This window comes from Humitalea sp. 24SJ18S-53, from assembly GCF_050632385.1.
Taxonomy (GTDB): Bacteria; Pseudomonadota; Alphaproteobacteria; order Acetobacterales; family Acetobacteraceae; genus Humitalea.
The window spans coordinates 3,517,568-3,539,706 of sequence record NZ_CP192599.1 but is presented as its reverse complement, the minus strand read 5'-3'; the positions used below and the strand labels follow the sequence as shown (position 1 = coordinate 3,539,706).

General features: G+C 69.5%; 20 protein-coding genes. 9 read left to right on the top strand and 11 right to left on the bottom strand.

The window, feature by feature from the left end:
- Positions 1-85: 85 nt before the first annotated feature.
- Positions 86-1,570 (top strand): N-acyl-D-amino-acid deacylase family protein, encoded by a 1,485-nt coding sequence (locus ACQW02_RS16905; RefSeq protein WP_431281088.1) that lies wholly within the window; start codon positions 86-88, stop codon positions 1,568-1,570.
- Here the strand turns inward: ACQW02_RS16905 and ACQW02_RS16900 are convergent.
- The 5 genes from ACQW02_RS16900 to ACQW02_RS16880 all read right to left on the bottom strand — a co-directional run bounded on the left by ACQW02_RS16900 (position 1,533) and on the right by ACQW02_RS16880 (position 6,527).
- Complete coding sequence (locus ACQW02_RS16900) at positions 1,533-2,420, bottom strand: hemolysin family protein (RefSeq protein WP_431281087.1); 888 nt, start codon at positions 2,418-2,420, stop codon at positions 1,533-1,535. The genes ACQW02_RS16905 and ACQW02_RS16900 overlap by 38 nt on opposite strands.
- On the bottom strand, positions 2,417-2,851 hold the full coding sequence (gene ybeY / locus ACQW02_RS16895; protein WP_431281086.1) for an rRNA maturation RNase YbeY: 435 nt from the start codon (positions 2,849-2,851) through the stop codon (positions 2,417-2,419). The genes ACQW02_RS16900 and ybeY overlap by 4 nt, the downstream gene beginning before the upstream one ends.
- Before the next feature lie 46 nt (positions 2,852-2,897).
- Positions 2,898-3,938 (bottom strand): PhoH family protein, encoded by a 1,041-nt coding sequence (locus ACQW02_RS16890; protein ID WP_431285915.1) that lies wholly within the window; start codon positions 3,936-3,938, stop codon positions 2,898-2,900.
- 38 nt (positions 3,939-3,976) lie between these two features.
- Positions 3,977-5,362 (bottom strand): tRNA (N6-isopentenyl adenosine(37)-C2)-methylthiotransferase MiaB, encoded by a 1,386-nt coding sequence (gene miaB, locus ACQW02_RS16885; RefSeq protein ID WP_431281085.1) that lies wholly within the window; start codon positions 5,360-5,362, stop codon positions 3,977-3,979.
- Between the two features lie 211 nt (positions 5,363-5,573).
- Positions 5,574-6,527 (bottom strand): lysophospholipid acyltransferase family protein, encoded by a 954-nt coding sequence (locus ACQW02_RS16880; protein WP_431281084.1) that lies wholly within the window; start codon positions 6,525-6,527, stop codon positions 5,574-5,576.
- Positions 6,528-6,696: 169 nt separating this feature from the next.
- On the opposite strand from ACQW02_RS16880, the gene ACQW02_RS16875 reads away from it, so the two are divergent.
- The 4 genes from ACQW02_RS16875 (at position 6,697) to ACQW02_RS16860 (ending at position 11,061) form a co-directional block, all read left to right on the top strand.
- Positions 6,697-7,680, top strand: coding sequence for a Bug family tripartite tricarboxylate transporter substrate binding protein (locus ACQW02_RS16875; protein ID WP_431281083.1), 984 nt, complete (start codon positions 6,697-6,699; stop codon positions 7,678-7,680).
- Between the two features lie 98 nt (positions 7,681-7,778).
- Positions 7,779-8,672, top strand: a complete 894-nt coding sequence (locus ACQW02_RS16870; protein WP_431281082.1) for an FkbM family methyltransferase — start codon at positions 7,779-7,781, stop codon at positions 8,670-8,672.
- A 117-nt stretch (positions 8,673-8,789) separates the two neighbouring features.
- Entirely contained in the window at positions 8,790-9,998 is a 1,209-nt protein-coding gene (locus ACQW02_RS16865) for an MFS transporter (protein ID WP_431281081.1), read from the top strand.
- A gap of 67 nt (positions 9,999-10,065) precedes the next feature.
- A complete protein-coding gene (locus ACQW02_RS16860; RefSeq protein ID WP_431281080.1) occupies positions 10,066-11,061 on the top strand; it encodes a Bug family tripartite tricarboxylate transporter substrate binding protein in 996 nt (331 codons plus the stop codon).
- Here the strand turns inward: ACQW02_RS16860 and ACQW02_RS16855 are convergent, their stop codons facing one another.
- The 4 genes from ACQW02_RS16855 to ACQW02_RS16840 are packed head-to-tail and all read right to left on the bottom strand — an operon-like array spanning position 11,062 to position 16,490.
- On the bottom strand, positions 11,062-11,736 hold the full coding sequence (locus ACQW02_RS16855) for a TSUP family transporter (RefSeq protein WP_431281079.1): 675 nt from the start codon (positions 11,734-11,736) through the stop codon (positions 11,062-11,064).
- A 22-nt stretch (positions 11,737-11,758) separates the two neighbouring features.
- Entirely contained in the window at positions 11,759-13,189 is a 1,431-nt protein-coding gene (tldD, locus tag ACQW02_RS16850; RefSeq protein WP_431281078.1) for a metalloprotease TldD, read from the bottom strand.
- Complete coding sequence (locus ACQW02_RS16845; RefSeq protein ID WP_431281077.1) at positions 13,186-15,486, bottom strand: PAS-domain containing protein; 2,301 nt, start codon at positions 15,484-15,486, stop codon at positions 13,186-13,188. Before ACQW02_RS16845 ends, tldD begins: the two co-directional genes overlap by 4 nt.
- Complete coding sequence (locus tag ACQW02_RS16840; protein ID WP_431281076.1) at positions 15,483-16,490, bottom strand: COX15/CtaA family protein; 1,008 nt, start codon at positions 16,488-16,490, stop codon at positions 15,483-15,485. The genes ACQW02_RS16845 and ACQW02_RS16840 overlap by 4 nt, the downstream gene beginning before the upstream one ends.
- A 255-nt stretch (positions 16,491-16,745) precedes the next feature.
- On the opposite strand from ACQW02_RS16840, the gene ACQW02_RS16835 reads away from it, so the two are divergent.
- Together ACQW02_RS16835 and ACQW02_RS16830 are read left to right on the top strand one after the other, a co-directional pair.
- Positions 16,746-17,525: a glycosyltransferase family 2 protein gene (locus ACQW02_RS16835; protein WP_431281075.1), complete on the top strand. Its 780-nt coding sequence runs from the start codon at positions 16,746-16,748 to the stop codon at positions 17,523-17,525.
- Positions 17,522-18,211 (top strand): TVP38/TMEM64 family protein, encoded by a 690-nt coding sequence (locus tag ACQW02_RS16830; RefSeq protein WP_431281074.1) that lies wholly within the window; start codon positions 17,522-17,524, stop codon positions 18,209-18,211. The genes ACQW02_RS16835 and ACQW02_RS16830 overlap by 4 nt, the downstream gene beginning before the upstream one ends.
- Before the next feature lie 2 nt (positions 18,212-18,213).
- On the opposite strand, the gene ACQW02_RS16825 is transcribed toward ACQW02_RS16830, so the two are convergent.
- Positions 18,214-18,987, bottom strand: coding sequence for an SDR family NAD(P)-dependent oxidoreductase (locus tag ACQW02_RS16825; RefSeq protein WP_431281073.1), 774 nt, complete (start codon positions 18,985-18,987; stop codon positions 18,214-18,216).
- Positions 18,984-20,732: a capsule biosynthesis protein gene (locus tag ACQW02_RS16820; protein WP_431281072.1), complete on the bottom strand. Its 1,749-nt coding sequence runs from the start codon at positions 20,730-20,732 to the stop codon at positions 18,984-18,986. Before ACQW02_RS16820 ends, ACQW02_RS16825 begins: the two co-directional genes overlap by 4 nt.
- 144 nt (positions 20,733-20,876) lie before the next feature.
- Here ACQW02_RS16820 and ACQW02_RS16815 point away from each other — a divergent pair, with 144 nt between their 5' ends.
- The gene (locus ACQW02_RS16815) at positions 20,877-21,305 is read left to right on the top strand and encodes a hypothetical protein (protein ID WP_431281071.1); all 429 of its coding nucleotides are present in this window, start codon (positions 20,877-20,879) and stop codon (positions 21,303-21,305) included.
- Complete coding sequence (locus ACQW02_RS16810; protein ID WP_431281070.1) at positions 21,233-22,129, top strand: ABC transporter permease; 897 nt, start codon at positions 21,233-21,235, stop codon at positions 22,127-22,129. Before ACQW02_RS16815 ends, ACQW02_RS16810 begins: the two co-directional genes overlap by 73 nt.
- Positions 22,130-22,139 lie beyond the last annotated feature (10 nt).

The following is a 22,139-nucleotide window of genomic DNA, read 5'->3' as shown; positions in this document are numbered from 1 at the left end:
CAGGATCATGCAAGCCCGGTGCCGCCTTGGCGCAATCATGCGTGGGCCGCATGCTGCACGCCACCGATCCCGGAAGGACTGCCCGATGACCCTGCGCTGCGACCTGATCATCCGCGACGCGACCCTGATCGACGGCACCGGCGCGCCGCGCCGGCGGGGCGACATCGGGGTGAAGGGCGACCGCATCGCAGCCATCGGCGACCTGTCCGCCATGGCCGCCGATCGCGAGGTGATGGCCGAGGGCCGCGTCGTCGCACCCGGCTTCATCGACGCGCACACGCATGACGACCAGGTGGTGCTCTGCGGCCCGGCCTGCATGCTGTGCAAGACGTCGCAGGGCGTCACCACCGTGGTGGTCGGCAATTGCGGCATCAGCCTGTCGCCGGTGACGATGGCCACCCGTCCGCCGCCGCCGCTCGACGGCGTCTGCGCGCCGGAATGGTGGATCTTTGACAGTTTCGCCGCCTATGCCGACCGGCTGCGGGCCAATCCTTCGGCGGTGAATACGCTGGCGCTGATCGGGCACATGTCGCTGCGCATCGGCGCCATGGGGCGTGACCTCGATCGCCCCGCGACCGACCGCGAGGCCGAGGCGATGCGCAAGCAACTCGCCCAGGCCCTGGCCGAGGGCGCGGTCGGCCTGTCCACCGGGCTCTTCTACCCGCCCAGCAAGCACGCGCCGACCGATGAGGTGATCGCGGTGGCCGAGGCGCTGCGCGGCACGGGCGGACTCTACGTCACCCACATGCGCGACGAAGCGGATCATGTGCTGGATAGTATCGAGGAGACCTTGAAGATCGGCGCCGCCGTCGGCGCGCCCATCATCATCAGCCACCACAAATGCGCGCAGCCCGAAAATCACGGCCGATCCGTGGAAACTCTGCCGCTGATCGAACGGCATGCGGCGCAGTATCCCGTCGCCTTCGACATGTATCCCTATACGGCCTCCTCCACCTCGCTCGGTGCGCGCAAGCCGCGGCCGGATGTGGCGGTCACCGTCACGACATCGGTCCCGCATCCCGAAATGGCCGGGCGGGCGCTGGCGGATATCGCCACGGAATGGGGCGTCTCGCTGGAGGATGCGGCGGCGCGGCTGATGCCAGCGGGCGGCGTGTTCCACAACATGGGAGAGGAAGATGTGCGCCGGATCATGGCGCATCCCCTGTCGATGATCGGCAGCGATGGCGGCCCGCTGGCCAAGCACCCGCATCCGCGCCTCTGGGGCACGTTTCCGCGTGTCCTTGGCCGCTACAGCCGCGACCTCGGGCTCTTCGACCTGGAAACCGCCGTCCATAAGATGACCGGACGCACGGCATCTATCTTCGGCATCGCCGATCGTGGCGTGCTGCGTGAGGGTGCGTTTGCCGACCTGGTGCTGTTCGACGCGGCGACGGTCGCCGATCGCGCGACCTTCACCGAACCGCGCCAGGTGGCGGATGGCATTGTCGAGACCTGGGTGAACGGCGCCTCGGTCTATACCCACGCCGGCGGGGCGAGCGACACCCCGGCCGGACGGTTGCTGCGGCGGGACGCTACTCCGCTGCTTGGGCCTTCGCCCCTGGCCGTTTGACCCGCAGTCGGCGGATGCGACGCGCATCCGCCTCCAGCACCCGGAACTCCAGCCCCGAGGCATGGCTGACCAATTCGCCCCGCGCCGGCACACGGCCCGCCAGGGTCAGGACCAGCCCGCCCACGGTGTCGATGTCGGCGTGGCGTTCCTCATCGGTCAGCACCACGCCCATCCGGGCCTCGAAGGCTTCGACGGGCATGCGGGCGTCCAGGTCCAGCGTGCCGTCCGGGCGTTCGATGGCCTGGGGGGCCTCGTCCTCGTCGTGTTCGTCGGCGATGTCGCCGACGATGGTTTCGACCAGGTCCTCGATGGTCACCAACCCATCGATGCCACCGTATTCATCGACGACCAGGGCCAGGTGCATCCGGGCCTGACGCATCTGCAACAGCAGGTCCAGCACCGGGACGGATGGCACCACCAGCAAGGGCTGCCGCAGGATCGCCGCCAGGCTGAAGGGGACATCGCGCCCGACCGCCGCAAAGACGTCCTTTATGTGGACCATGCCAAGGATGTCATCCAGGCTTTGCTTGTAGACGGGCAGGCGCGAATGACCCTCGCGCTGGATCTGGCGGATCGCCTGTTCCAGGGTCACGTCTTCCTGGATGGCGATGATGTCCGCGCGCGGGACCATGACGTCATAGGCCGTGGTGCCGCGCAGTTTCAGCACATTGGTCAGCAGGGCGCGTTCGGCCGCGTCCAGCGCGGGGCCTTCGCCTTCCTGGCCGGGGACTTCCTGCGATTCGACCAGGGCTTCCACCCGGTCGCGCACGCTTTCCTTGGGCCGCCGTGCCATCAGCCCGGTCAGCCGGCGCAGGAAGACGTGGCGGGGGTCATTCTCCATCCCGCTCATGACACGCCCCGCCACGGGTTCGGCCGGCCGAGGCGGCGCATCACGCGGGCCTCCGCCTGCTCCATCCGTCGCGCCTCGCCGGCGTGGATGTGGTCGTGGCCCGCCAGATGCAGCACACCATGGGCGACCAGATGCGCCAGATGATCGGCGACGCGGCGTTTTGCCGCACGCGCTTCGCGCCGCACGGTGCCGAGCCCGACCGCCACATCGCCCAGCATCCCCGGCACACCGGCCGGGAATGACAGCACGTTGGTCGGTTTGACCTTCCCGCGGTGATCGCTGTTCAGCCGTTTCAGCGCGTGGTCGTCGGCCAGCAGCACGGACACGAGGCCGGTCATCCCGGCCTCTGCCATGGCCGCTGTCGCTGCGTCCCGCACGATGCGCTCGGGGTGCTGCACGGCGCCACGCCAACCGGCGGTCTCCAGCAGCACCTCGATTTCCAATGGCCCGGCGAGGTGGTTTCCCTCGCCGGGCAGTCTACTTCCCGGTTCCATCACGTTCCTTTGTGCGGCGGCGCCCATCGCCGCCGGCGGCTTCATCCGCGCGTGCATAGGCCGCGACGATGCGCGCGACCAGCGGATGCCTTACCACATCGCCCTCGGCAAAGCGGCAGACTCCGATACCCGCGACGCCTTCGAGGATCGAAAGCCCCTCGACCAGCCCACTGCGGGTGCCGGCGGGCAGGTCGACCTGGGTCGGATCGCCCGTGACCACCATGCGGCTGCCTTCGCCCATGCGGGTCAAGAACATCTTCATCTGGGCGGCGGTGGTGTTCTGGGCTTCGTCCAGGATGCAGTAGGAATGGTGCAGGGTCCGGCCGCGCATAAAAGCCAGCGGCGCGATCTCGATTTCCCCGCTGGCGATACGGCGGGCCACCTGGTCGGCGGGCAGCATGTCATGCAGTGCGTCGTAAAGAGGGCGGAGGTAGGGGTCCACCTTCTCCTTCATGTCGCCGGGCAGGAAGCCGAGGCGTTCCCCGGCCTCGACCGCAGGCCGCGACAGCACGATCCGGTCCACTTTCTGGGCCAGCAGCAGTGCCACGCCCTGTGCCACGGCCAGATAGGTCTTGCCGGTGCCGGCCGGGCCGACGCCAAACACCATCTCATGCCGGGCGAGCAGGTCGATGTAGCCTGCCTGGGCCGGGGTGCGCGGTTCGATCGCGCCCTTGCGGGTGCGGATCGCCGGCAGGTCGCCCATCGGCAAGCGGGGCAGGGTGGTGTCCGCCACCTCGGCCAGCGCCAGCGCCGCGTCCACTTCGCCCATGCCGAGCGGTTGCCCACGTTCCAGCCGCTGCCACATCCGCTTGAGCGCCGACTCCGCCTGGTCCACGCCCGCCGCCGGGCCGTTCATCGCGATGCGATTGCCGCGCGCCGCGATTCGGACCCCGCATCGCTGCTCGATCCGCGCCAAGTGGCGGTCGTGTTCACCGACCAGCAGCGGAAGCAGCGCGTTATCCGCGAACTCCAGGGTCGCATGGCGTTCCGAGGACAGCCTTGCGTTGGGCGGGGCGGCACCGATGGCTGAACGGCCAGTCGTGCGGATGAGGGCGGTGTTGCTCAAGCGGCGCTTAGCTCCTCTTGCTCCAGTGTTGCACAAAGCGTGGCGGTCAGGCTGTTCGTGAGGGCGGTGACCAGCCTGACACGCACGACCTGACCGATCAGGGACGGCGATCCCTGGAAATGCACCGCCTGCAGCCAGGGGGAGCGAGCGGAAAGCTGGCCTGGATCGCGGCCGGTGCCAATGACCAGCACCTCCGCCTCACGCCCCACGCAATCGGCGTTGAACGCATCCTGCTGGCGCCGCAGCAAGGCTTGCAGCGCCTGCAACCGCGCGTCGCGATCTGCCTGCGGCACCTGGCCGGGCAGGGCGGCGGCGGGGGTGCCGGGGCGCTGGGAATAGGTGAAGGAATAGGCCATGGCGAAGCCGGTTTCCTCGACCAGCCGCATCGTTGCCTGGAAATCGGCATCGGATTCACCGGGATGGCCGACGATGAAATCCGACGTCAGGGCGATATCCGGCCGCGCCACCCGCAACTTGTCCACGACCCGGCGGAAGTCATCGGCCGTGTGACCGCGGTTCATCGCCCGCAGCACGCGGTCGGACCCGGCCTGCACCGGAAGGTGCAGGTAGGGCATCAGCGCCGGCAGGTCGCCGTGGGCCGCGATCAGCGCCTCACCCGACGGACCCTGGAAATCGCGGGGGTGGCTGGTCGCGTAGCGCAGCCGGGCGAGGCCGGGGATCTCGGCCAGCGCGCGCAGCAGACGCGCCAGATCCCAGCCATCGCCGTGATAGGCGTTCACATTCTGCCCCAGCAGCGCGATTTCCCGCGCCCCCGCCGCGACCAGGCGACGCGCCTCGGCGAGCACGGCGGCCGGTGGGCGAGAGGCTTCGGCGCCGCGCGTATAGGGAACGACGCAGAAGGAACAGAACTTGTCGCAGCCTTCCTGCACCGTCAGGAAGGCGATCGCGCCCTGCTTGCCGCGGGCTTCGGGCAGGGTGTCGAACTTGGTTTCGGCCGGGAAATCGGTGTCGATCTGCACCCCGGCGGCGCGATGCGCACGGGCCACCATTTCCGGCAGGCGATGGTAGGATTGCGGCCCCACGACCAAGTCGACCCAGGGCGCGCGGGCGGCGATTTCGGCACCCTCGGCCTGGGCGACGCAGCCCGCCACGGCGATCAGCATCTTCTGGCCATCGGCGGCGCGGGCATTCTTGATGTCGCGCAGCCGCCCGAGGTCGGAAAACACCTTCTCCGTCGCCCGTTCACGGATGTGACAGGTATTGAGCAGCACCATGTCGGCGGCATCGGGCGTATCGACCGGCGCGTAGCCGAGCGGGGCCAGAAGCTCCGTCATCCGTTCGCTGTCATACACGTTCATCTGGCAGCCCCAGGTCCGCACATGCAAACGCCGCGGGGGCGCCACGGTTGTGGGGGCGGTCATCGCCCTGTGGCGCCATGAAAAGCAAACGGGCCGCGAAAAGCACACATGAAGATTTTGACCCCGATCTGCCGCCGGTCCGGGCGGTCCTTGGGGCAGATGCGGTTGGTGGGCCGCTGGGTCAAGCGACTCGGCTGGTTGGGGTCGTTGCCATGAACGGTATGGGAGCGGATCGGATGGCCCGAGGTCAAGAAAAGAGACGCATCCAGGGGTCTCAATCCGCGACCGCGACCTGGGCAACCGGGGCCAGCACCCCATCCGGCCCGACCGCGAGGGGGCGCGGCGGCCGGTTCTGCCGCAGCGACGACGCGCCCTCGGCCACCACATCGGCCACCGCGGCGGTCAGTGCCTTGCGGTTGCGATAGTCGGCGGGGTCGATCGGCGCATGCAGCAGGATGGTCGCCCGCGCGCCCGGCCGGCGCATCAGGCGCCAGAAATGGCTCGCCAGGTCCATGTCGCCATACCAGGCGAACAGCGGGCGGTCGCGCCGGCAGGCCGGCAACCCGCCCAGGCGGTCATAGACCAGCGACACGGGCTGGACCGCATGCGCCGCATCGGCAACCGACAGGAAGGACGACCGGAAGGCCAGCACCCGCGTGCCGTCGTTGCTGGTGCCCTCGGGGAAGAGCACGAGGCTCTCGCCGCCCTCCAGTCGGGCGCGCATGGCCCGTGCCTCATCCCCGGTGCGGCCACGGGTGCGGCTGACGAAGACGCTGCCGCCCAGGCGCGAACACCAGCCGACAATCGGCCAATTGGCGATTTCGCCCTTGGACACGAAGCGCGCATCCAGCACCGCCCCCAGCACCAGGATATCGAGCCAGGAGGTATGGTTGGCGGCATAGAGCACCGCACCGCCTTCAGGCGGCACGCCCACGACCTGGACCCGCAGCCCGATCAGGTAGCACAGCACCCGCAGGTAGGTGCGGGCGAAGCGATGGTTGGCGCGGCCGGGCAGGGCGACCAGCACCGCCTGGACCGGGACCGAAACCAGCGTCCACAGCGCCACGAAGATGATCCGCCGGACCGCGCGGAACCGGCCACCCAGGGGCCGCGGCTCCATCACGTCGCGGAACAGCGAACCGGGCAGCACCGGCTTGAAGCGCAACGGGCCCTTGCGCTTTCGGCGGGGGCGAAGGGCGTCGATGGTGGGGGCTGCGGCTGCGTCCATGAACCACGCAGGTAGCGGTCCGACAGCGACGCCGCAATGAAGACTCTGTGGCAAAGCCGTGATGCCTCGGGCGGGACGCCATGTTGCGGCGCGGCGCGGCTCGGCCCAGGGTAATGCCAGGGCGGCCGCCGCGATCGGGCGGGGCCGGCCTGGCCGGAGACCGACCCCCATGCTGCTGCCGACCCGCCGTGCCGCCCTGGCCGCGCTCGCGGCCCCCGTCCTGTTGCCACGCGCGGCCGTGGCCCAGACCGGTGCCTGGTCGCCGGACCATCCGGTGCGGCTGATCGTGCCCTTCGCCCCGGGCGGCAGCCAGGATGTGCTGGGGCGGCTCTTCGCCCAGGCCCTGGGGCCCATTGTCGGGCAGCAGGTGGTGATCGAGAATCGCGCCGGCGCCGGCGGCATCCTGGGGGCCGAAACCGTCGCCCGCACCGCGCCCGACGGCCATACGCTGCTGCTGGCGACGGCCGGGCAATTGACCATCGCCAAGGCCATCGGCCGCCGCCTGTCCTACGACCCCATCGCCGATTTCACCCCGGTCGCGCATCTGACCGACAGCCCGGTCGCACTTCTGGCCGCGACCCAACTGGGCGTGGACACGCTGCCGGACCTGCTGGCTCGGGCGAAGGCGGCCAATCCGCCGCTGCCCTATGCCTCCACCGGCATCGGCACCAATACCCACCTGATCATGGAAGACCTGAAGGCACGCGAGGGCTTGCAGGTCGAACACATCCCCTATCGCGGCGCCGCGGCGGCGTTCAACGACCTGCTCGCGGGGCGGATCGCGCTGATGTTCGTCTCGGTGCCATCGGTGCTGGGCTTTGGCGGCGGCACGCTGAAGGTGCTGGGCGTCACCTCCTCCACGCGATTCCCCGCGCTGCCCGACGTGCCGACCATGACCGAATCGGCGGTGCCGGGGTTCGAGGCCAGCATCTGGACCGGCGTCAGCCTGCCCGCCGGCGCCCCCGCGCCGATCGTCGCGCGTTGGCACGCCGCCTTCCAGGCCGCGCTGGCGACCGATCTGGTGAAGACCCGGCTGGACGGGCTGGGCTCCATCCCCGCCAGCGGCGGCCCGGCCGAATTCGGCGCGCTGCTGCGGGAGGATTTGGCACGCTGGCAGCGCGTGGCGGCGCCGCTGCGGATCGAAGTGGACTGACGGGGGAGGGCAGGCGGCAGGATTCGCTTCGCCTGGTGCTATCGACACCCCGCCCGTCCATGTGGCAGTTGTCATTCCGGTAGGAGAATATGGCGCAGATGTCAGAAAAACAGGGCCTTTTCGTCTGGCTCCGGCAGAAATTTGGCCGGAGCACCCCAGCGACATCCTCGGCGGCGCGTCAATTGCTCACTCAATTAGAGGCGGCGCATAAGAATACGGATATAGATTGGGAGGCCGTACTTGAATCGGATTACCTGGTGCTTCTTGCCGATCGGAATGATCTGGGAATAATTGATATTGGTGGCCATGCTGGGCGTCACTCTCGCGTTTTTTTGGAAAAACTGAAGCCTTCAAATCTTATGATTTTCGAGCCTTTGCCGGAGAAAAGAAATTTACTCATAGAAATGTTTTCTTCGAATAAAAATGTTGATATTCGAGAATTCGCCCTGGGTAATCGTCGTGGAGAATCCACGTTCATCATAAAGACGACAGCACCTGAAGAATCTGGATTGAAGCAGCGATCGTTTTATAACGATGGCACAAATGAAAATCTCGAAAAAATTACTGTAAAAGTCGAAACTTTGGACGCCATGGATGTCCCTTTTACCGTGAATTTTATTAAAATCGACACCGAAGGCGGTGAGATGGATATCTTGGAAGGTGGGCTGAATTTATTGCGTCGGGACTCCCCGATCATATCAGTTGAATACGGCCCGGGCGGCTACGATGCCTATGGCTATACGTCGGATGCGCTTTTTAATTTTGCATCAAAAGTGGGGTATTCCGTCTTTGATCTTTTTGGAAATAAATTCACATCTATCGAAGATTGGAAATCGTGCGTCAGTCGATTTTACTGGGATTATTTGCTTATACCAAATAGTTTGATTGATAAAATGAGCGGCCGGATTGATGTGATGCGTGTGGCCGCACTGAAATTGCTTCCTCCCCCGCGAGGTGAGTCTCGATCTTCCGAGGGTGAGCACTCCGCGTGACGGCGCTCTCCATCAAATGGATGGCGTGCCCTGCGACATTTCGGTCCAGTGCCGGGCCACTCTGACCCGCGCTGACCGCCATTGCGCCGGGCGAGACCGAACGCCAGCAGTGCCGGCGTGACCGAAACCACCCGGCCCCCCAATACCTTCCGCCATTACGTCGCCGCCAATACCCTGATGATCGCGGGGCAGGAGGTGATTGTCGTCGCGGTCGGCTGGATGGTCTACGCGCGCACCGGCAGCGCCTTCGCACTCGGGATGATCGGGCTGGCCGGCTTCCTGCCGGTGCTGTCCTTGTCGCTGGTCACGGGGCTGGTCGCCGACCGCTCCGACCGGCGCGGCATCATGGTCGGCTGCGGTGCCGCGCTGACGGCGGGGGCGGTCGCCTTGTGCGTGATCGCCCAGGCCAGCGCCGTCTGGCCCATCTTCCTGGCCGTGGTGCTGATCGCCTCGGCCAAGGCCTTCCGCAACCCGGCCGCCAAGGCGCTGTTGCCGAGCCTGGTCCCGCCGGGCGGGCTGTCGCGGGCGCTGGCGATGACCACCTCGGCCAGCCAGGTCGCCCGGCTGTCGGCGCCGGTGGCGGGTGGGTTGCTCTATGCGGTCGATCCGCTGCTGCCCTTCGTGACGGCGGCCCTGCTGTTCTGCGCCGCGACCGGCTTTTCCATCGCCATCGGCGCGCGCCCGGCGGCAGCCCGGCAGCCCCGCGCATCCCTGGCGAACCTGGTCGAGGGCTACCGCTTCATCTGGTCGCAACCCGTGCTGCTGGGCGCGCTGAGCCTGGACCTGGTCGCGGTGCTGCTGGGCGGTGCCACGGCGCTGTTGCCGATCTTTGTCGATGAGGTGTTTCGCGCCGGCCCCTGGGCCCTGGGGCTGCTGCGCGCGGCCCCGGCCGTGGGGGCGCTTGGCATGGCGACGGTGCTGTCATGGCGCCCGCTGGGCGCGCGGGTCGGGCGCAGCCTGTTCGTCTCGGTCGGTGTGTTTGGCGTCGCGATGACGGGCTTTGGCCTGGCTTCCAACCTGTGGCTGGCGCTGGGCCTGCTGATGGTGGCGGGGGCGGCGGATACGGTCAGCCAGATCATCCGCAACGCGCTGATGCAGTTGCGCACGCCCGACCACATGCGCGGGCGGGTCAGTGCCGCGCAATCGGTGATGGTGGGCGCGTCCAACGAATTGGGCGAATTCGAATCCGGCCTGATGGCAGCGGCGTTCGGCGCGGTGCCGGCCGTCGTGATCGGCGGCGTGGGCGCGGTGGCGGCGGCCTTTGCCTGGGCGCGGATGTTCCCGGCCTTGCGTGACGCGGACCGGCTGGAGGCGCCGCGTCGATAGAACCTTTCGCCGCACGGCGGGCGCGGTCATGCTGGCAACAACAAGACCAAAAACGGAGGTTCCGCCCATGCCCCTTTCGCCGCGCCGCGCCGTGCTGCTGTCCAGCCTTGGCTTGCCTGCCCTGATCCGCAGCGCCGCGGCGCAAGCCCCCGCCTGGCGCCCGGCCGGGCCGGTCCGGATCGTGACGCCGGCCGCCCCGGGCGGCACCACCGACATCATGTCGCGCATGCTGGCGGCCCATCTGTCGCCCCGCTGGGGGGTGAATGTGGTGGCGGAAAACCGCTCCGGCGCCGGCGGGGTGATCGGCACGATGGACGTCGTGCGCGCCGCGCCGGATGGGCTGACCATCCTGTCGGGCAATATCGGGCCGCAGGCGATCGCCTATTCGCTGTTCCGCAACCTGCCGTATCGGCCGGATCAACTGGCCCCCGTGTCCTGCATGATCCGCGGGCCGAATGTGCTGGTGGTGCATCCGTCGGTGCCGGCGAATACGGTGCCGGAATTCGTCGCCTGGTTGAAGGCGAACCCGGGGACCAAATCCTATGGCTCGCCCGGCGTCGGCCAGTCGCCGCATCTGTCGGCCGTGTGGTTCACCCAGTTGACGGGGACCGAGGCGATCCACGTGCCCTTCCGTGGCGCGGGGCCGGCGGCGATCGAACTCGTCGCGGGCAATATCCAGTTCATGTTCGACAACCTGACCACCGCGATCGAACAGATCCGCGCGGGGCGCGTGCGGGCGCTGGCGGTGACCAGTGCGGAGCGCAACAGCCAGTTGCCGGACGTGCCGGCGGCGCGGGAGACGATGCCGGACCTCGCACCCTATGACGTCTCGACCTGGTTCGGGATGTTCCTGCCGGGTGCCACGCCGGCGCCGGTCATCCGGGCGCTGAACAGCGAGATCCAGGCCCTGGTCAACGACCCCGCCACCCAGGCGCGCTTCGTGACCATGGGCGGCGTGGCGGCGGCGACCGACCCGGACACCTTCGCGACCTTTGTGCGGGCGGAAATCGACAAATGGGCGACGGTGATCCGGCGCGAGGGTCTGCAGATGGACGTCGGCTGATCAGCCGAGGCCCACCAGCAGCAGCCCCGACACGGCGCTGATCGCCAGGATGACCGGGCGCAGCCGCGGCCCGGTCAGCCAGGCCCGCGCCGGTCGTGCCAGCAGCACGCCCAGCGCCAGCCCCGGCAGCAGGGCCAGGGTCATCCAGGCCTCGGCCGCGCCGAACCGGCCGGCGATAGCGCCGACCGGCACGATCATCGCGTAGGCGATCAGCCAGAACAGCCCAAGAATCCCACGCACCGCCTGCGCCGGCAGATGCACCAGGGTCAGCGCGATCAGCGGCCCATGCACGCCGGAAAACCCGCCCATGGCGCCGGAGATGAACCCCGCCGCCAGCAGGATCGGCGGCGTCGGACGCAGCCGTGGCACGGTGACGGCCAGCGCCACGGCCAGCAGGATCACGACCCCAAAACCCCGCCGGCTGGCCAGATGCGGGGCCACGGTCGCCAAGCCCATGCCGAGCGCGGTGCCAACCGCCAGCCCCGCCACGGCCCAGCCCAGGATGCCCTTGGGCACGGACCGCGCATCGGCGCGCCATTGCCCGAACATCAGCAACGCGCCCGCCGCCAGCAGCGGCCCTGGCACGAAGCGCGGATCCAGCGCCACCAGCGGCGGCACGGCCACCATCGACAGCCCCAGCCCCGCCGCCAATTGCACCACCGTCGCCGCCGCCATGGCGACGGTGGCGATCAGGAACTCAACGAACAGCGGTGCCGCCGACCGTCAGCCCATCCATCCGCATCGTCGGCTGGCCCACACCCACCGGCACGCCCTGGCCGTTCTTGCCGCAGGTGCCGACACCCGCATCCAGCGCCATGTCGTGACCCACCATCGACACCTTGGTCAGCGCCGAGGGACCATCGCCGATCAGCGTCGCGCCCTTGACCGGGGCGGTCACCTTCCCATCCTCGATCAGATAGGCTTCCGACGCGCTGAACACGAATTTTCCGCTGGTGATATCCACCGAGCCGCCACCGAAGTTCACCGCGTACAGGCCGTTCTTGACCGAGGCGATGATCTCCGCCGGGTCGTGCTGGCCGTTCATCATCACCGTGTTGGTCATGCGCGGCATGGGGATATGCGCATGGCTCTGGCGCCGGCCGTTGCCGGTGGGGGCCACGCCCATCAGCCGCGCGTTCTGCCGGTCCTGGATGAAGCCGACCAGGATGCCGTCCTCGATCATCACGGTGCGGCCGGATGGCGTGCCTTCGTCATCCACGGTCAGGCTGCCGCGCCGGTCGGGGATGGTGCCGTCATCGACCACGGTCACGCCGGGGGCGGCGATGCGCTGGCCCAGCAGCCCGGCGAAGGCGGAGGTCTTCTTGCGGTTGAAGTCGCCCTCCAACCCATGGCCGATGGCTTCGTGCAGCAGGATGCCGGGCCAGCCGGAGCCGAGCACGACGGTCATCTCGCCCGCCGGCGCCGGCACGGCATCCAGGTTCAGCACCGCCTGGCGCAGCGCCTCGTCCACCGCCGCGCGCCACACGTCGGGCGTGGTCACCCGCGCATAGGTGAAGCGTCCGCCGGTGCCGTAGGAACCAGTTTCGCGCCGGCCGTTCTGTTCCACCACGACCGAAACGTTCAGCCGCACCAGCGGCCGCAGGTCCGCGACATCGGCCTCGGTGCGGATGATCCGCACCGCCTGCCATTCGCCGGTCAGGTTGGCCATCACCTGCGTCACGCGGGAATCGCGGGCGCGGGCATAGGCGTCCATCTCGGCCAGCAGCGCGGCCTTGGCCGGGAAATCCATCGCCGACAGCGGATTGGCGGGGTCGTAGAGCTGGGCATTGGTGGCCCGCGGCCCGACCGCGACGGCCCCGGCCTGGCCCGGCCGCGCCGCGCGCACCGTTTCGGCGGCGCGCGCCAGGGCGGCCTCGCTGATCTCCCCGGCATGGGCATAGGCCGCCGTTTCGCCCGACACGCCGCGCAGGCCAAACCCGCGCGAGGTATCGAAGGACGCACTGCGGATGCGGCCATCTTCCAGCGAGGTGCTCTCGCTCTGCCGGTATTCCAGGAAGAGTTCGCCATCCTCCTGCCCCTCCAGCGCGTGGCGCGTCAGGCGGCGCGCGGCGTCGGGGTCCATGTCGGCGAAGAACAGGCGGTCGGTCGCGGCGATCGCATCGGTCATGACGTCGTCTCCTGGACCACCAGATGGGTGGCCGGAATGGTGAGCGCGACGGTGGTGCCGCGCCCGATTTCGCTGTCCAGCGTAAGGTCGAAGCCCATCGCGCGCGCCAGGGTGCGCGACAGGTGCAGCCCGAGGCCCGAACCGCTGAAGCGCCGCGACAAAGCGGTTTCCAACTGCACGAAGGGTTCGAAGGCGCGCGGGATGTCGTCGGCCGCGATGCCGATGCCGGTGTCACGCACGGCCATGATCAGGTCCTGCGCGCCGGGCGCATCGGGCCGCTGCACCAGGATGCGCACCTGGCCGCCGCGTTCGGTGAACTTCACCGCATTGCTCACCAGGTTCAGCAGCACCTGGCGCAACCGCTTCTCATCGGCCAGCACCCGCGGCAGGTCCGGCGGCAGTTCGACCGATAGAGCGAGGCCGGCCGCGACCGCCTGGGCCCGCATGACCCGTGCGACCCCCTGCACGAGCGATGGCAGGTCGAGCGGCACGGCATTGGCCGCCATGCCGCTGCCCTCGGCCCGCGCGACATCCAGGATGTCGTCGATCAGCGACAGCAGGTGCCGCCCCGCGTCGTTGATCGCGCGGGAAAACTCCAGCGCGTCGGCGCGATCGACCGTGCCGGCGCTGGCCTGGGACAGCAGCGCGTCGGAAAAGCCGATCACCGCGTTCAGCGGCGTGCGCAATTCATGCGTCATCGTCGTCAGGAAACGGGATTTCGCGCGATTGGCTTCCTCGGCCGCTTCCTTGGCGCTTTCCAACTCGGCCCGCACCCGGCGTTCCTCGGTGACGTCGGTGAAGGTGCGGACGAAGCCGCCATCCGGCGTCGGGTCCGTGGTGATTTCCAGGATCGTGCCGTTCGGCCGGACGCGGCTGTAGCGGTCCGCGCCGAAGGCCTTGGTGCGCGTGCGGACGAAGGCCTCGGTCTCGGCGACCTCGCCGAATTCACCGAGGGCCGCCTGCTTGGCCCGAACATCCTCGATCCGGATGCCGGGCGGCAGATCGGCCAGGGTCAGGCCACAGAGCTGCGCTGCCAGGGCATTGGCCGAGATCAGCCGGCCCCTGGCGTCGAACAGCGTCACGCCATGGCGGATATTCGCCAGCATGATGTCGTTGCGCACCGCCTGCACGCGGGCTTCTTCCTGCGCCCTCGTCAGCGCGGTGATGTCGGTGGCGACGGACAGATGCCCGCCATCCGGCAGCCTGGCCATGCGAATGACCAGCACGGTGCCATTCGGTCGCTGGCGCACCCATTCGGCCTGGCCCGAACTCTGCCAGGCGTAGCGATGGCGCAGCACCTCTTCGAGCGGCGTGTCGCCGTACTCGCCCTGGGCGTGGCGGGCCGCCAGCAGGTCCTCCATATGCTTGCCGACGGCCGACGCATCCTCGCCCTGCAACCTTGCATGGGCGTCGTTCATCATCGTCATGCGGTGATCGGCGCCGAAGACGCAGACCCCATGCGGCAGCGTCGCCAGCACGCCATGCAGCAGGGCGGCGCGATGGCGCGCCTGATCCTCGGCCCGCTTCAGGTCGGTCAGGTCATCGATCTCGATGACAAAGCCGCCATCGGGCGTGGGTGTGGAGGATGAGCGCAGGACCCGGCCATTCGGCCGCTCCCGCACCATCGTCAGCGGTAAGCTCCGGTCGAGCGCAAGCCGGTGCTGCACGAAATCGGGGTTGTCGGTGTTGCTGTATTCCCCGCGCGCGGAAAGGATCTCGTAGATGCGCCGCAAGGTCATGCCGGTGTGCAGCGACCCCGGCGGCGCGCCCAGCAACGCCTCATAGGCGTGGTTGTGCAGGCTGAGTTCCCGGTTCGGCCCGAACATCGCGACGCCGGCGCGCAACCCCTCAAGCACGCCCTGCACCTGGCGGGCGATGAGCATCGCCTCGGCCTCGGCGGTCGCGAAGGCCGTGACATTGGTGGCGAGGCTGATGAAACCGCCATCGGCCAGCGGTTCGCTGACGAGTTCGAAGACGCGGCCGTCCGTGGTGCGCGTGATGCGGCGCATCGGCTTGCGGCGGTCCAGCCGCATCGCCGCATCCGCGCGCTCCTGCGGGTCGCCGGGACCGAACATGCCGCGGAAGGCGAACAAGCGGCTGACATCGGCCAGCGGCATGCCGGCCGGCAGGCTCTGCGGGGCGAGGCCGGCGGACACCAGGATCGAGTCGGAGGCAAAGACCAGGCGATGCGCCGCATCGAACAGCAGGATGCCGGCCGGCAACCTGTGCAGCGCTTCGCCCAGCCCGATCGGGCGCGCGGCGGCTGGCGTGTCTGCTGTCCCGGGCTGGTCGTTCACGTCGCCACCCGTCCCCGCCGCAATCCGTGCATCGCGGCAAGGACCGCCGCCAGCACCGCCACCGCGACGGCCTGGTGCAAGGTGCCCAGGCCGACCGGCACCGCATGCAGCAAGGTCGCGATGCCAAGCGCGTATTGCACCGTGACCGCGACACCCAGCGCCAGCAAGGCCGTGCGGGCGAAACCAGGGGCCAGGGTGCGAAGGCCGGTCCAGGTCGCGGCCAATGCGGCGAAGCCCGCCAGCGTCGCCAGCAGGCGGTGGTGGAACTGCACCGTCGCGATGTCGTGCGTCATGCTGTGCCAGCCATCGGCCAGATAGCCCGGCGGCACCAGCCGCCCCTCCATCAACGGCCAGGTGTTGAAGTCGAGCCCGGCCCGAAGCCCCGCGACGAACCCGCCGGCCAGCATGGTCAGCACCACGAGCCCGGCCGTGGCATGCACCAGCCGGCGCAACGGCGCGGCAGTCGCGGGCGCGGTGCGTTCGGGCCGCAACAAATCCAGGGCGGTCCAGAAGACAAAGGCGAACAGCACCAGCGCCAGCCCCAGGTGCAGCACGAGGCGATAGGGCGACACGCTGGTGCGATCGGCCTGGAATCCGCTGGCCACCATGAACCAGCCGACACCCCCCTGCAGCCCGCCCAGCACCAGCAGCAGCAGCAATCGCGGCAAAAGCCCCCGCGGCAGGTGCCCCCGCACCCAGAAGACCAGCATCGGCACGGCGAAGGCGAAGCCCAGCATCCGCCCCCAGAAGCGATGAATCCATTCCAGCCAGAAAATCCGCTGGAACCCCTCCATCCCGAACCCGGCATTGACCAGCGCGTATTGAGGTACCGTACGATACAGGTCGTAGAGCCGTTGCCATTCGGCGTCGGACATCGGCGGCAGGATGCCCGACAGTGGCGCCCATTCCATGATCGACAGGCCGGAGCCGGTGAGCCGCGTCGCCCCGCCGATCGCGACCATGGCCCAGATCAGGCCGCAGACGGTCAAAAGCCAGATGGCCACGGCCCTGGGACGGCCGTTCGTGGCACGTTGCGGCTGGGCGGCGGTCGGGGGTTGGGCGTCGAAGGGCATTTCAACAAGCAATATAGGGCGCCTTTCCCTAACCGCACATGCCGGGTTTGGCACGACGCCGCGGGACGACGCCTCCTGGAGGGGCGCCCATGCTTGCCGCGATGGGCCGCCCCCTGCTACCGGCAGGCGCGGGCCGGGGCGGGCCCGGACCTTCCCTGCCCGATGCGCGCGAAAAGCCAGATCCCCGTGACCGACGTCCCTGCCGACCGCCGCCCCGAACCGGGGGACCCCGCGCCGCTGGTGTCGGTGGTCATCCCGATGAAGAACGAGGCCACCAACGCGGGCCCCCTGCTGGCCGAGATCGCGGCGGCCCTGGGCGACACGCCGCATGAGGTGATCTGCGTCGATGACGGTGGCAGCGACGGCACCGATGCGGTCCTGGCCGCCGCCGCCGCCGCCGACCCGCGGGTCCGGGCCTGGCGCCATGCGACATCCTGCGGCCAGTCGGCGGCGATCGTTTCGGGCGTGCGGGCGGCCCGCGGCACCTGGATCGCGACCCTGGACGGCGACGGGCAGAACGATCCTGCCGACATCCCCAGCCTACTGGCACGCGCCCAGGCCGAAGCCGGCACGACCGGCGGCGACGTGCTGGTCGCGGGCCATCGGGTCAACCGCCGCGACACGCAGGTCAAGCGCATCACCAGCCGCCTCGCCAACCGTTTCCGCGCCTGGCTGCTGGGCGATGCGACCCCGGATACCGGCTGCGGGCTGAAGGTGTTTCCGCGCCGGCTGTTCCTGGAATTGCCGGCCTTCGACCACATGCACCGCTATCTGCCGGCGCTGGCGCTGCGCGCCGGGGCACGGGTCGTCAGCGAACCGGTCAACCACCGGCCCCGGCTGCGCGGCACCAGCAACTACGGCACGCTGGATCGGCTGCTGGTCGCCTTCATGGATCTGGTCGGCGTGATCTGGCTGCAACGGCGCTGGCGCCGGCCGGTCGCGACGGCTCTGCCGCCCGCGCCGTGACCAGGCCTGCCGCCGCGTCCCGGCGGCGCGATTCCCTGCTCAAATTGTTGGTGCTGGCGCTGGGGCTGGCGGCGGCGGGATGGCTGTTGCGGACCCTGGGGGTCGCACCCGGCACCGCCTGGGCCGACCAATACCTGGCCGGCGGCGGCGTGCTGGCGGAAATCCTGTTCGTCGCGGTGGGCACCCTGGCCTCGGCCGTCGGCGTGCCGCGCCAGGCGGTGGCCTTTGTCGGCGGCTATGCCTTTGGGGCGGTGGCCGGGTCGGCGCTGGCGCTGGCGGCCCAGGTGGTTGGCGCGGCCCTGGCCTTTGGCTGGGCCCGGCTGATCGGAAAGGCCTGGGCCGAACGCCGGCTGGCCGGGCGGTTCGGGCCGCGCATCCGGCCGTTGCGGGACACGCTGGTGAACAACCCGTTTGGCGCGACCCTGGCACTGCGGCTGTTGCCGATCGGGAACAACCTGGCGCTGAACCTGCTGGCCGGGATGGCGGGGATCGCGGCGGGGCCGTTCCTGGTCGCCTCGGCCATCGGCTACCTGCCGCAGACGGTGATCTTTGCCTTGTTGGGCAAGGGGGTCCGGGTGGACGGCGTCTGGCAGATGGCGCTGGCCGCGGCGCTCTTCGTCATCGCGGCCGTGATCGGGTTCTGGCTGCTGCAACGCCATCGCGCCGGGCGCGTGATGGAGGACTGACCCTATTCCGGCGCGATCCGGAACCGCACCCGCCGCGCCACCAGGTCCGACACCCCGGCCGGCAACAGGTCCAGCAGCCGCAGCCCCACCGCCAGATGCCAGGGAAAGGTCAGCCGCCCCCGGCCGCGCAGGATCGCGGCGTGGCAGCGCGCCGCTGCCTCCTCCAGCGCCACCGTCCCGGGCTTGCCCCCCAAAAACCGCCGGCTCATGTCGCTTTCGAAAAACCCCGGGCACAGCACCGTCACCGTCACCCCACGCGGCCGCAACCGCGCGCGCAGCGCCTCGCCATAGGCGCGCAACCCGGCCTTGCTGGCGCAATAGGCGGGGATGTCCGGCAGGCCGCGCAGGGCGGAGATGGAAGACACCACCGCGATTCGCCCGACCCGCGCCGCCGCCATGGCCGGCCAGAGCGGTTCGATCAGGTTCAGTGCCCCTTGCAGGTTCACGCCGATCTGGCGGGTGGCGCTGTCCAGGCCCTCCGGCGCGCCATCGGGGCGGGTGCCGCCCGACACGCCGGCATTGGCGATGGCGCAATCGATCGGGGCCAGCGCCTGCCACGCCGCCAGCACCGCCCCCAGCCCCGCCGCATCCCGCACATCCAGCGCGGCGGTGGCGACCAAGGCCCCGCGCGCGGTGCATGCGGCGGCGGTTGCCGCCAGGCCCTCGGCCGACCGCGCGACCAGCCCCAGCCGCACGCCCGGTGCGGCGAAACGCAGCGCCAGGGCGGCACCCAGCCCGCGCGAGGCACCCGTGATGACGACATGGGCGATGGTCATGACAGTCGCCGAAGTCGGGCAAAGAATCGCGTGACAAAACCCTGCACTTCGCGATGGACCGCCCAGGGCGAGCCGCGCCACAGCGACGCATCGCCCAGCCGGTCCAGCAGGATTTCCGGCCCGCAGGGCAGCCGCGTCACCGGATCCAGGTAGCGCGGGTAGAGGATCAGCATCCCCGCGACCAACTCATCCAGGGTCAGCCGGCGGGTGCGACGCGGGATGGGGTCGCGATCCTCCGTCAGGCCCCAGCCGGCATAGGCGGGCTGGCCCCAGCAAATGACGGGTACGCCGCGCAACAGCGCCTCGAACCCCGACAGCGAGGTGATGGTGTGCAGCGCATGCACATGCGGCAGCAGGCCGGGCAGGGGGGTTGCGGTCTCCACGGCATCGGCCAGGCCCACCAGATCGGCTTGGGCGATGCGGCCGTGGCGATAGCCCGCGACCAGGTCGGGATGCGGCTTGTAAAGGATATAGCCGTCCGGTTCGGCCGCCCGCACCGCGCGCAGCAGGGCCAGGTTGCTGCGCACGGCGCCGGTCACCGCGCGCATCGAGGCATCATCCTCCACCTGGCCCGTGACCAGCACGATGCGGCGGCCGGCGGGCAGGGCGGGGGCGGGGTGCGGCGCGAGATTATACTTGCTGACCCCGCGCCGGACGATGGTGTCGCGCAGGGCCGCCGCCCGGGCCAGGACCGCCGCCGGGACGCCGCCCGCCTGCAACAGCGCCTCCAGGTCCGATGGCGCGGCGGGGTCGTAATGCACGCCCTGGCTGTCCAGGCACCATGACGCCCCGGGCAGGAAACGCGCGCCGAGGCCGGCGCCACGGACAAACCCATCCTCCAGCCGCAGCAGGGGCACGCCGGCGGCGGCGGCGGCCGCGGGCAGGGCGGGCGGCATGGCGCTGGCCCAGGCAACCAGCGCGCCATGGCGCTTTTCCGCGCGCTTCAACGCCGCCCCCGGCGCCGCGCGGAACGCCGGCGTGCCACGGGCATGGGCGAACAACGGCGCCAGCGAGGCCCGCTTCCACACCGGAATGCCAGTGATGGCGGCGACCCGACGATTCTGCGCCGCGACCATGCGCCATTGGGCCAGCAGGGCCAGGCCGTCGGCGGGGGCGATCGGCGTGCCGTGGAACGGGCAGGTCCAGACCGTCGCCGCCAGGGCCGCAATCCAGGCGGCGGTGGCGTCGCGCGCCTGGCCGTCCATGAACAGCGGGATGGCGGCCGCACCCGCCAGGGCGGCGATGGGGTCGTGTTCGCCAGGGGCGGGCGCCACCAGATGGATTTCCGCCGCCGCATCCAACAGGGTCCAGGAAGCGAGCCGATGCGGCAATACGCGCGCGCCAGGCCAGGCGACCAGGGCCGGGCGGGCGCGATGGGGCGCGGAGGGATGCGGCAATACCAGCACGGGGCGGCCAGCGGCACGGGCGACCGCCTGGGTCAGCACGATGCCAAGCCTGGCCGCGACCGCCGCGCGCGCCGCGGCATCGGGGCGCGGGGTGCAGGGGTCAAGGACCAGGATCGCACCATGGCGCGCGACAGCCAGGGCGGCATGCCCCGGGTCGGGCAGGTCGGGCGGACCGCCAAGGCGATGAGCGTGGACCATGGCCGCAAATGTCGCGGCGTCGGTGCCGGCGGGGGTATCGCCCGTGCCGGTCGTCGCGACCACGCCCCACCGGCGCGCGAACCGCTGCGGCGGGAACAGAGTCCAGGTCGGGCCGCCGCCGCTGGCGGCCGCGCGCGTCATGCCGGCATCGCGGTTTGGCGGGTGGAGTCCAGCATGTCCGGGCGGTAGCACGTCCCGTCGCGCGGCGTCACGGCGGCCGGGCCGCCGTTTGCATGGTCACGGAGGTTTTTTGCGGTGCGAAGAAATTTATCGTATTAGACGACGATGATGGTGTTCCACTCCAGCTTCGCCGTGCCCGCCGGCCTCGCCGCGCCCCTTCGTGCGATTGCCCTGCTCGGGGTGATGCTCACGGCAGGCTGCAGCGGCGGGGTGTCAAATCTTTTCGGCAGCAGTACGGATGTCGAGGCTTCGGCCGTCGCCCCCGCACCGATGGGGCCTGTCGCGGCCTTCGTCTCGCGCGCGGTGCCCGGCGACCAGGAACGCATGGTGCTGCCTGACAGCGGCATTTCCGGCGGCGGCGCGGTGACGGTCCGCCTCGCGCGCGCCTGGAACGCGGCCAGCGGCCGTGAATGCCGTGAAGTGCAGATCGGCGGATCGCGTGACCGCAGCACCCAGGTCTATTGCCAGCAGGGGGCAAGCTGGGTGCAGGCGCGGCCGCTTCTGCTCGGTGGTGTGGCGGCAGGGCGCCCGTGAGCGAAAGGGCTGCCACGCAGTTTTCACGCGAAGGCACCCTTGCCGCGGTCATGGCGACGCGGGAGCGGGTCGTTCACGCGCTGTTGATGCGCGAATTGCAGACCCGTTTTGGCCGCAGCAACTTCGGGTTTCTGTGGCTGTTCTTTGAACCGATGATGCTGGGCGGGCTGGTCGGCGGCCTGCATGCCATCCAGGCTGGCGGCGACCATGACATGGCCGGCATGCCCGGCGTTTCGATTATCTTCTTCTTCATGGTCGGTTACGTGCCGTACTTCATGTTCCGGTCGATGATCGGGCGGGCGGCCTCGGCGATCCATTCCAACCTTTCGTTGTTGTACCATCGCGACGTGTTGCTGGTGGACATCATGATCGCGCGCAACCTGATCGAATACTTCGCGATCTGCGGCGTGATGGTGACGATGGTGACATTCGGTGCCTGGGCCACCGGCAGGCTCCCGGACGGCCCATTGAAACTGGCGGTGGCGCTCATGCTGATGGCGCTGCTGTCGCACGGCATTTCGATGATCATCGCGGCCGGCGCCGCGGTGAGCGATTTCGTCGAACGCATCGTGCATCCCATGACCTACATCATGATGCCGCTGTCGGGCGCCTTCTTCATGGTCCATACGCTGCCGCCGCAGGTGCAGGACTTCATGTTGTGGATCCCGCTGGTCAATATCCACGAGTTGGCGCGTGAGGGGCAGTTCGGCGCCGTGGTCCGGGCGCAATATGACTTGGTTTACGTCGGCCAATGGATACTTGGCAGCAATTTCCTGGGCCTGATGGCGCTGCGGGTCGCGCGCCCGCGGCTCCATATGTATTGATGGCGGCTGA

What these genes read in the sequence shown, in the direction of transcription:
- ACQW02_RS16905 (WP_431281088.1), top strand. Translation starts at nt 86, where the DNA reads ATGACCCTGCGCTGCGACCTGATCATCCGCGACGCGACCCTGATCGAC.
- ACQW02_RS16900 (WP_431281087.1), bottom strand. Translation starts at nt 2,420, where the DNA reads ATGAGCGGGATGGAGAATGACCCCCGCCACGTCTTCCTGCGCCGGCTG.
- miaB (WP_431281085.1), bottom strand. Translation starts at nt 5,362, where the DNA reads ATGACCGCCCCCACAACCGTGGCGCCCCCGCGGCGTTTGCATGTGCGG.
- ACQW02_RS16880 (WP_431281084.1), bottom strand. Translation starts at nt 6,527, where the DNA reads ATGGACGCAGCCGCAGCCCCCACCATCGACGCCCTTCGCCCCCGCCGA.
- ACQW02_RS16875 (WP_431281083.1), top strand. Translation starts at nt 6,697, where the DNA reads ATGCTGCTGCCGACCCGCCGTGCCGCCCTGGCCGCGCTCGCGGCCCCC.
- ACQW02_RS16870 (WP_431281082.1), top strand. Translation starts at nt 7,779, where the DNA reads ATGTCAGAAAAACAGGGCCTTTTCGTCTGGCTCCGGCAGAAATTTGGC.
- ACQW02_RS16860 (WP_431281080.1), top strand. Translation starts at nt 10,066, where the DNA reads ATGCCCCTTTCGCCGCGCCGCGCCGTGCTGCTGTCCAGCCTTGGCTTG.
- ACQW02_RS16855 (WP_431281079.1), bottom strand. Translation starts at nt 11,736, where the DNA reads ATGGCGGCGGCGACGGTGGTGCAATTGGCGGCGGGGCTGGGGCTGTCG.
- tldD (WP_431281078.1), bottom strand. Translation starts at nt 13,189, where the DNA reads ATGACCGATGCGATCGCCGCGACCGACCGCCTGTTCTTCGCCGACATG.
- ACQW02_RS16825 (WP_431281073.1), bottom strand. Translation starts at nt 18,987, where the DNA reads ATGACCATCGCCCATGTCGTCATCACGGGTGCCTCGCGCGGGCTGGGT.
- ACQW02_RS16820 (WP_431281072.1), bottom strand. Translation starts at nt 20,732, where the DNA reads ATGACGCGCGCGGCCGCCAGCGGCGGCGGCCCGACCTGGACTCTGTTC.
- ACQW02_RS16815 (WP_431281071.1), top strand. Translation starts at nt 20,877, where the DNA reads ATGATGGTGTTCCACTCCAGCTTCGCCGTGCCCGCCGGCCTCGCCGCG.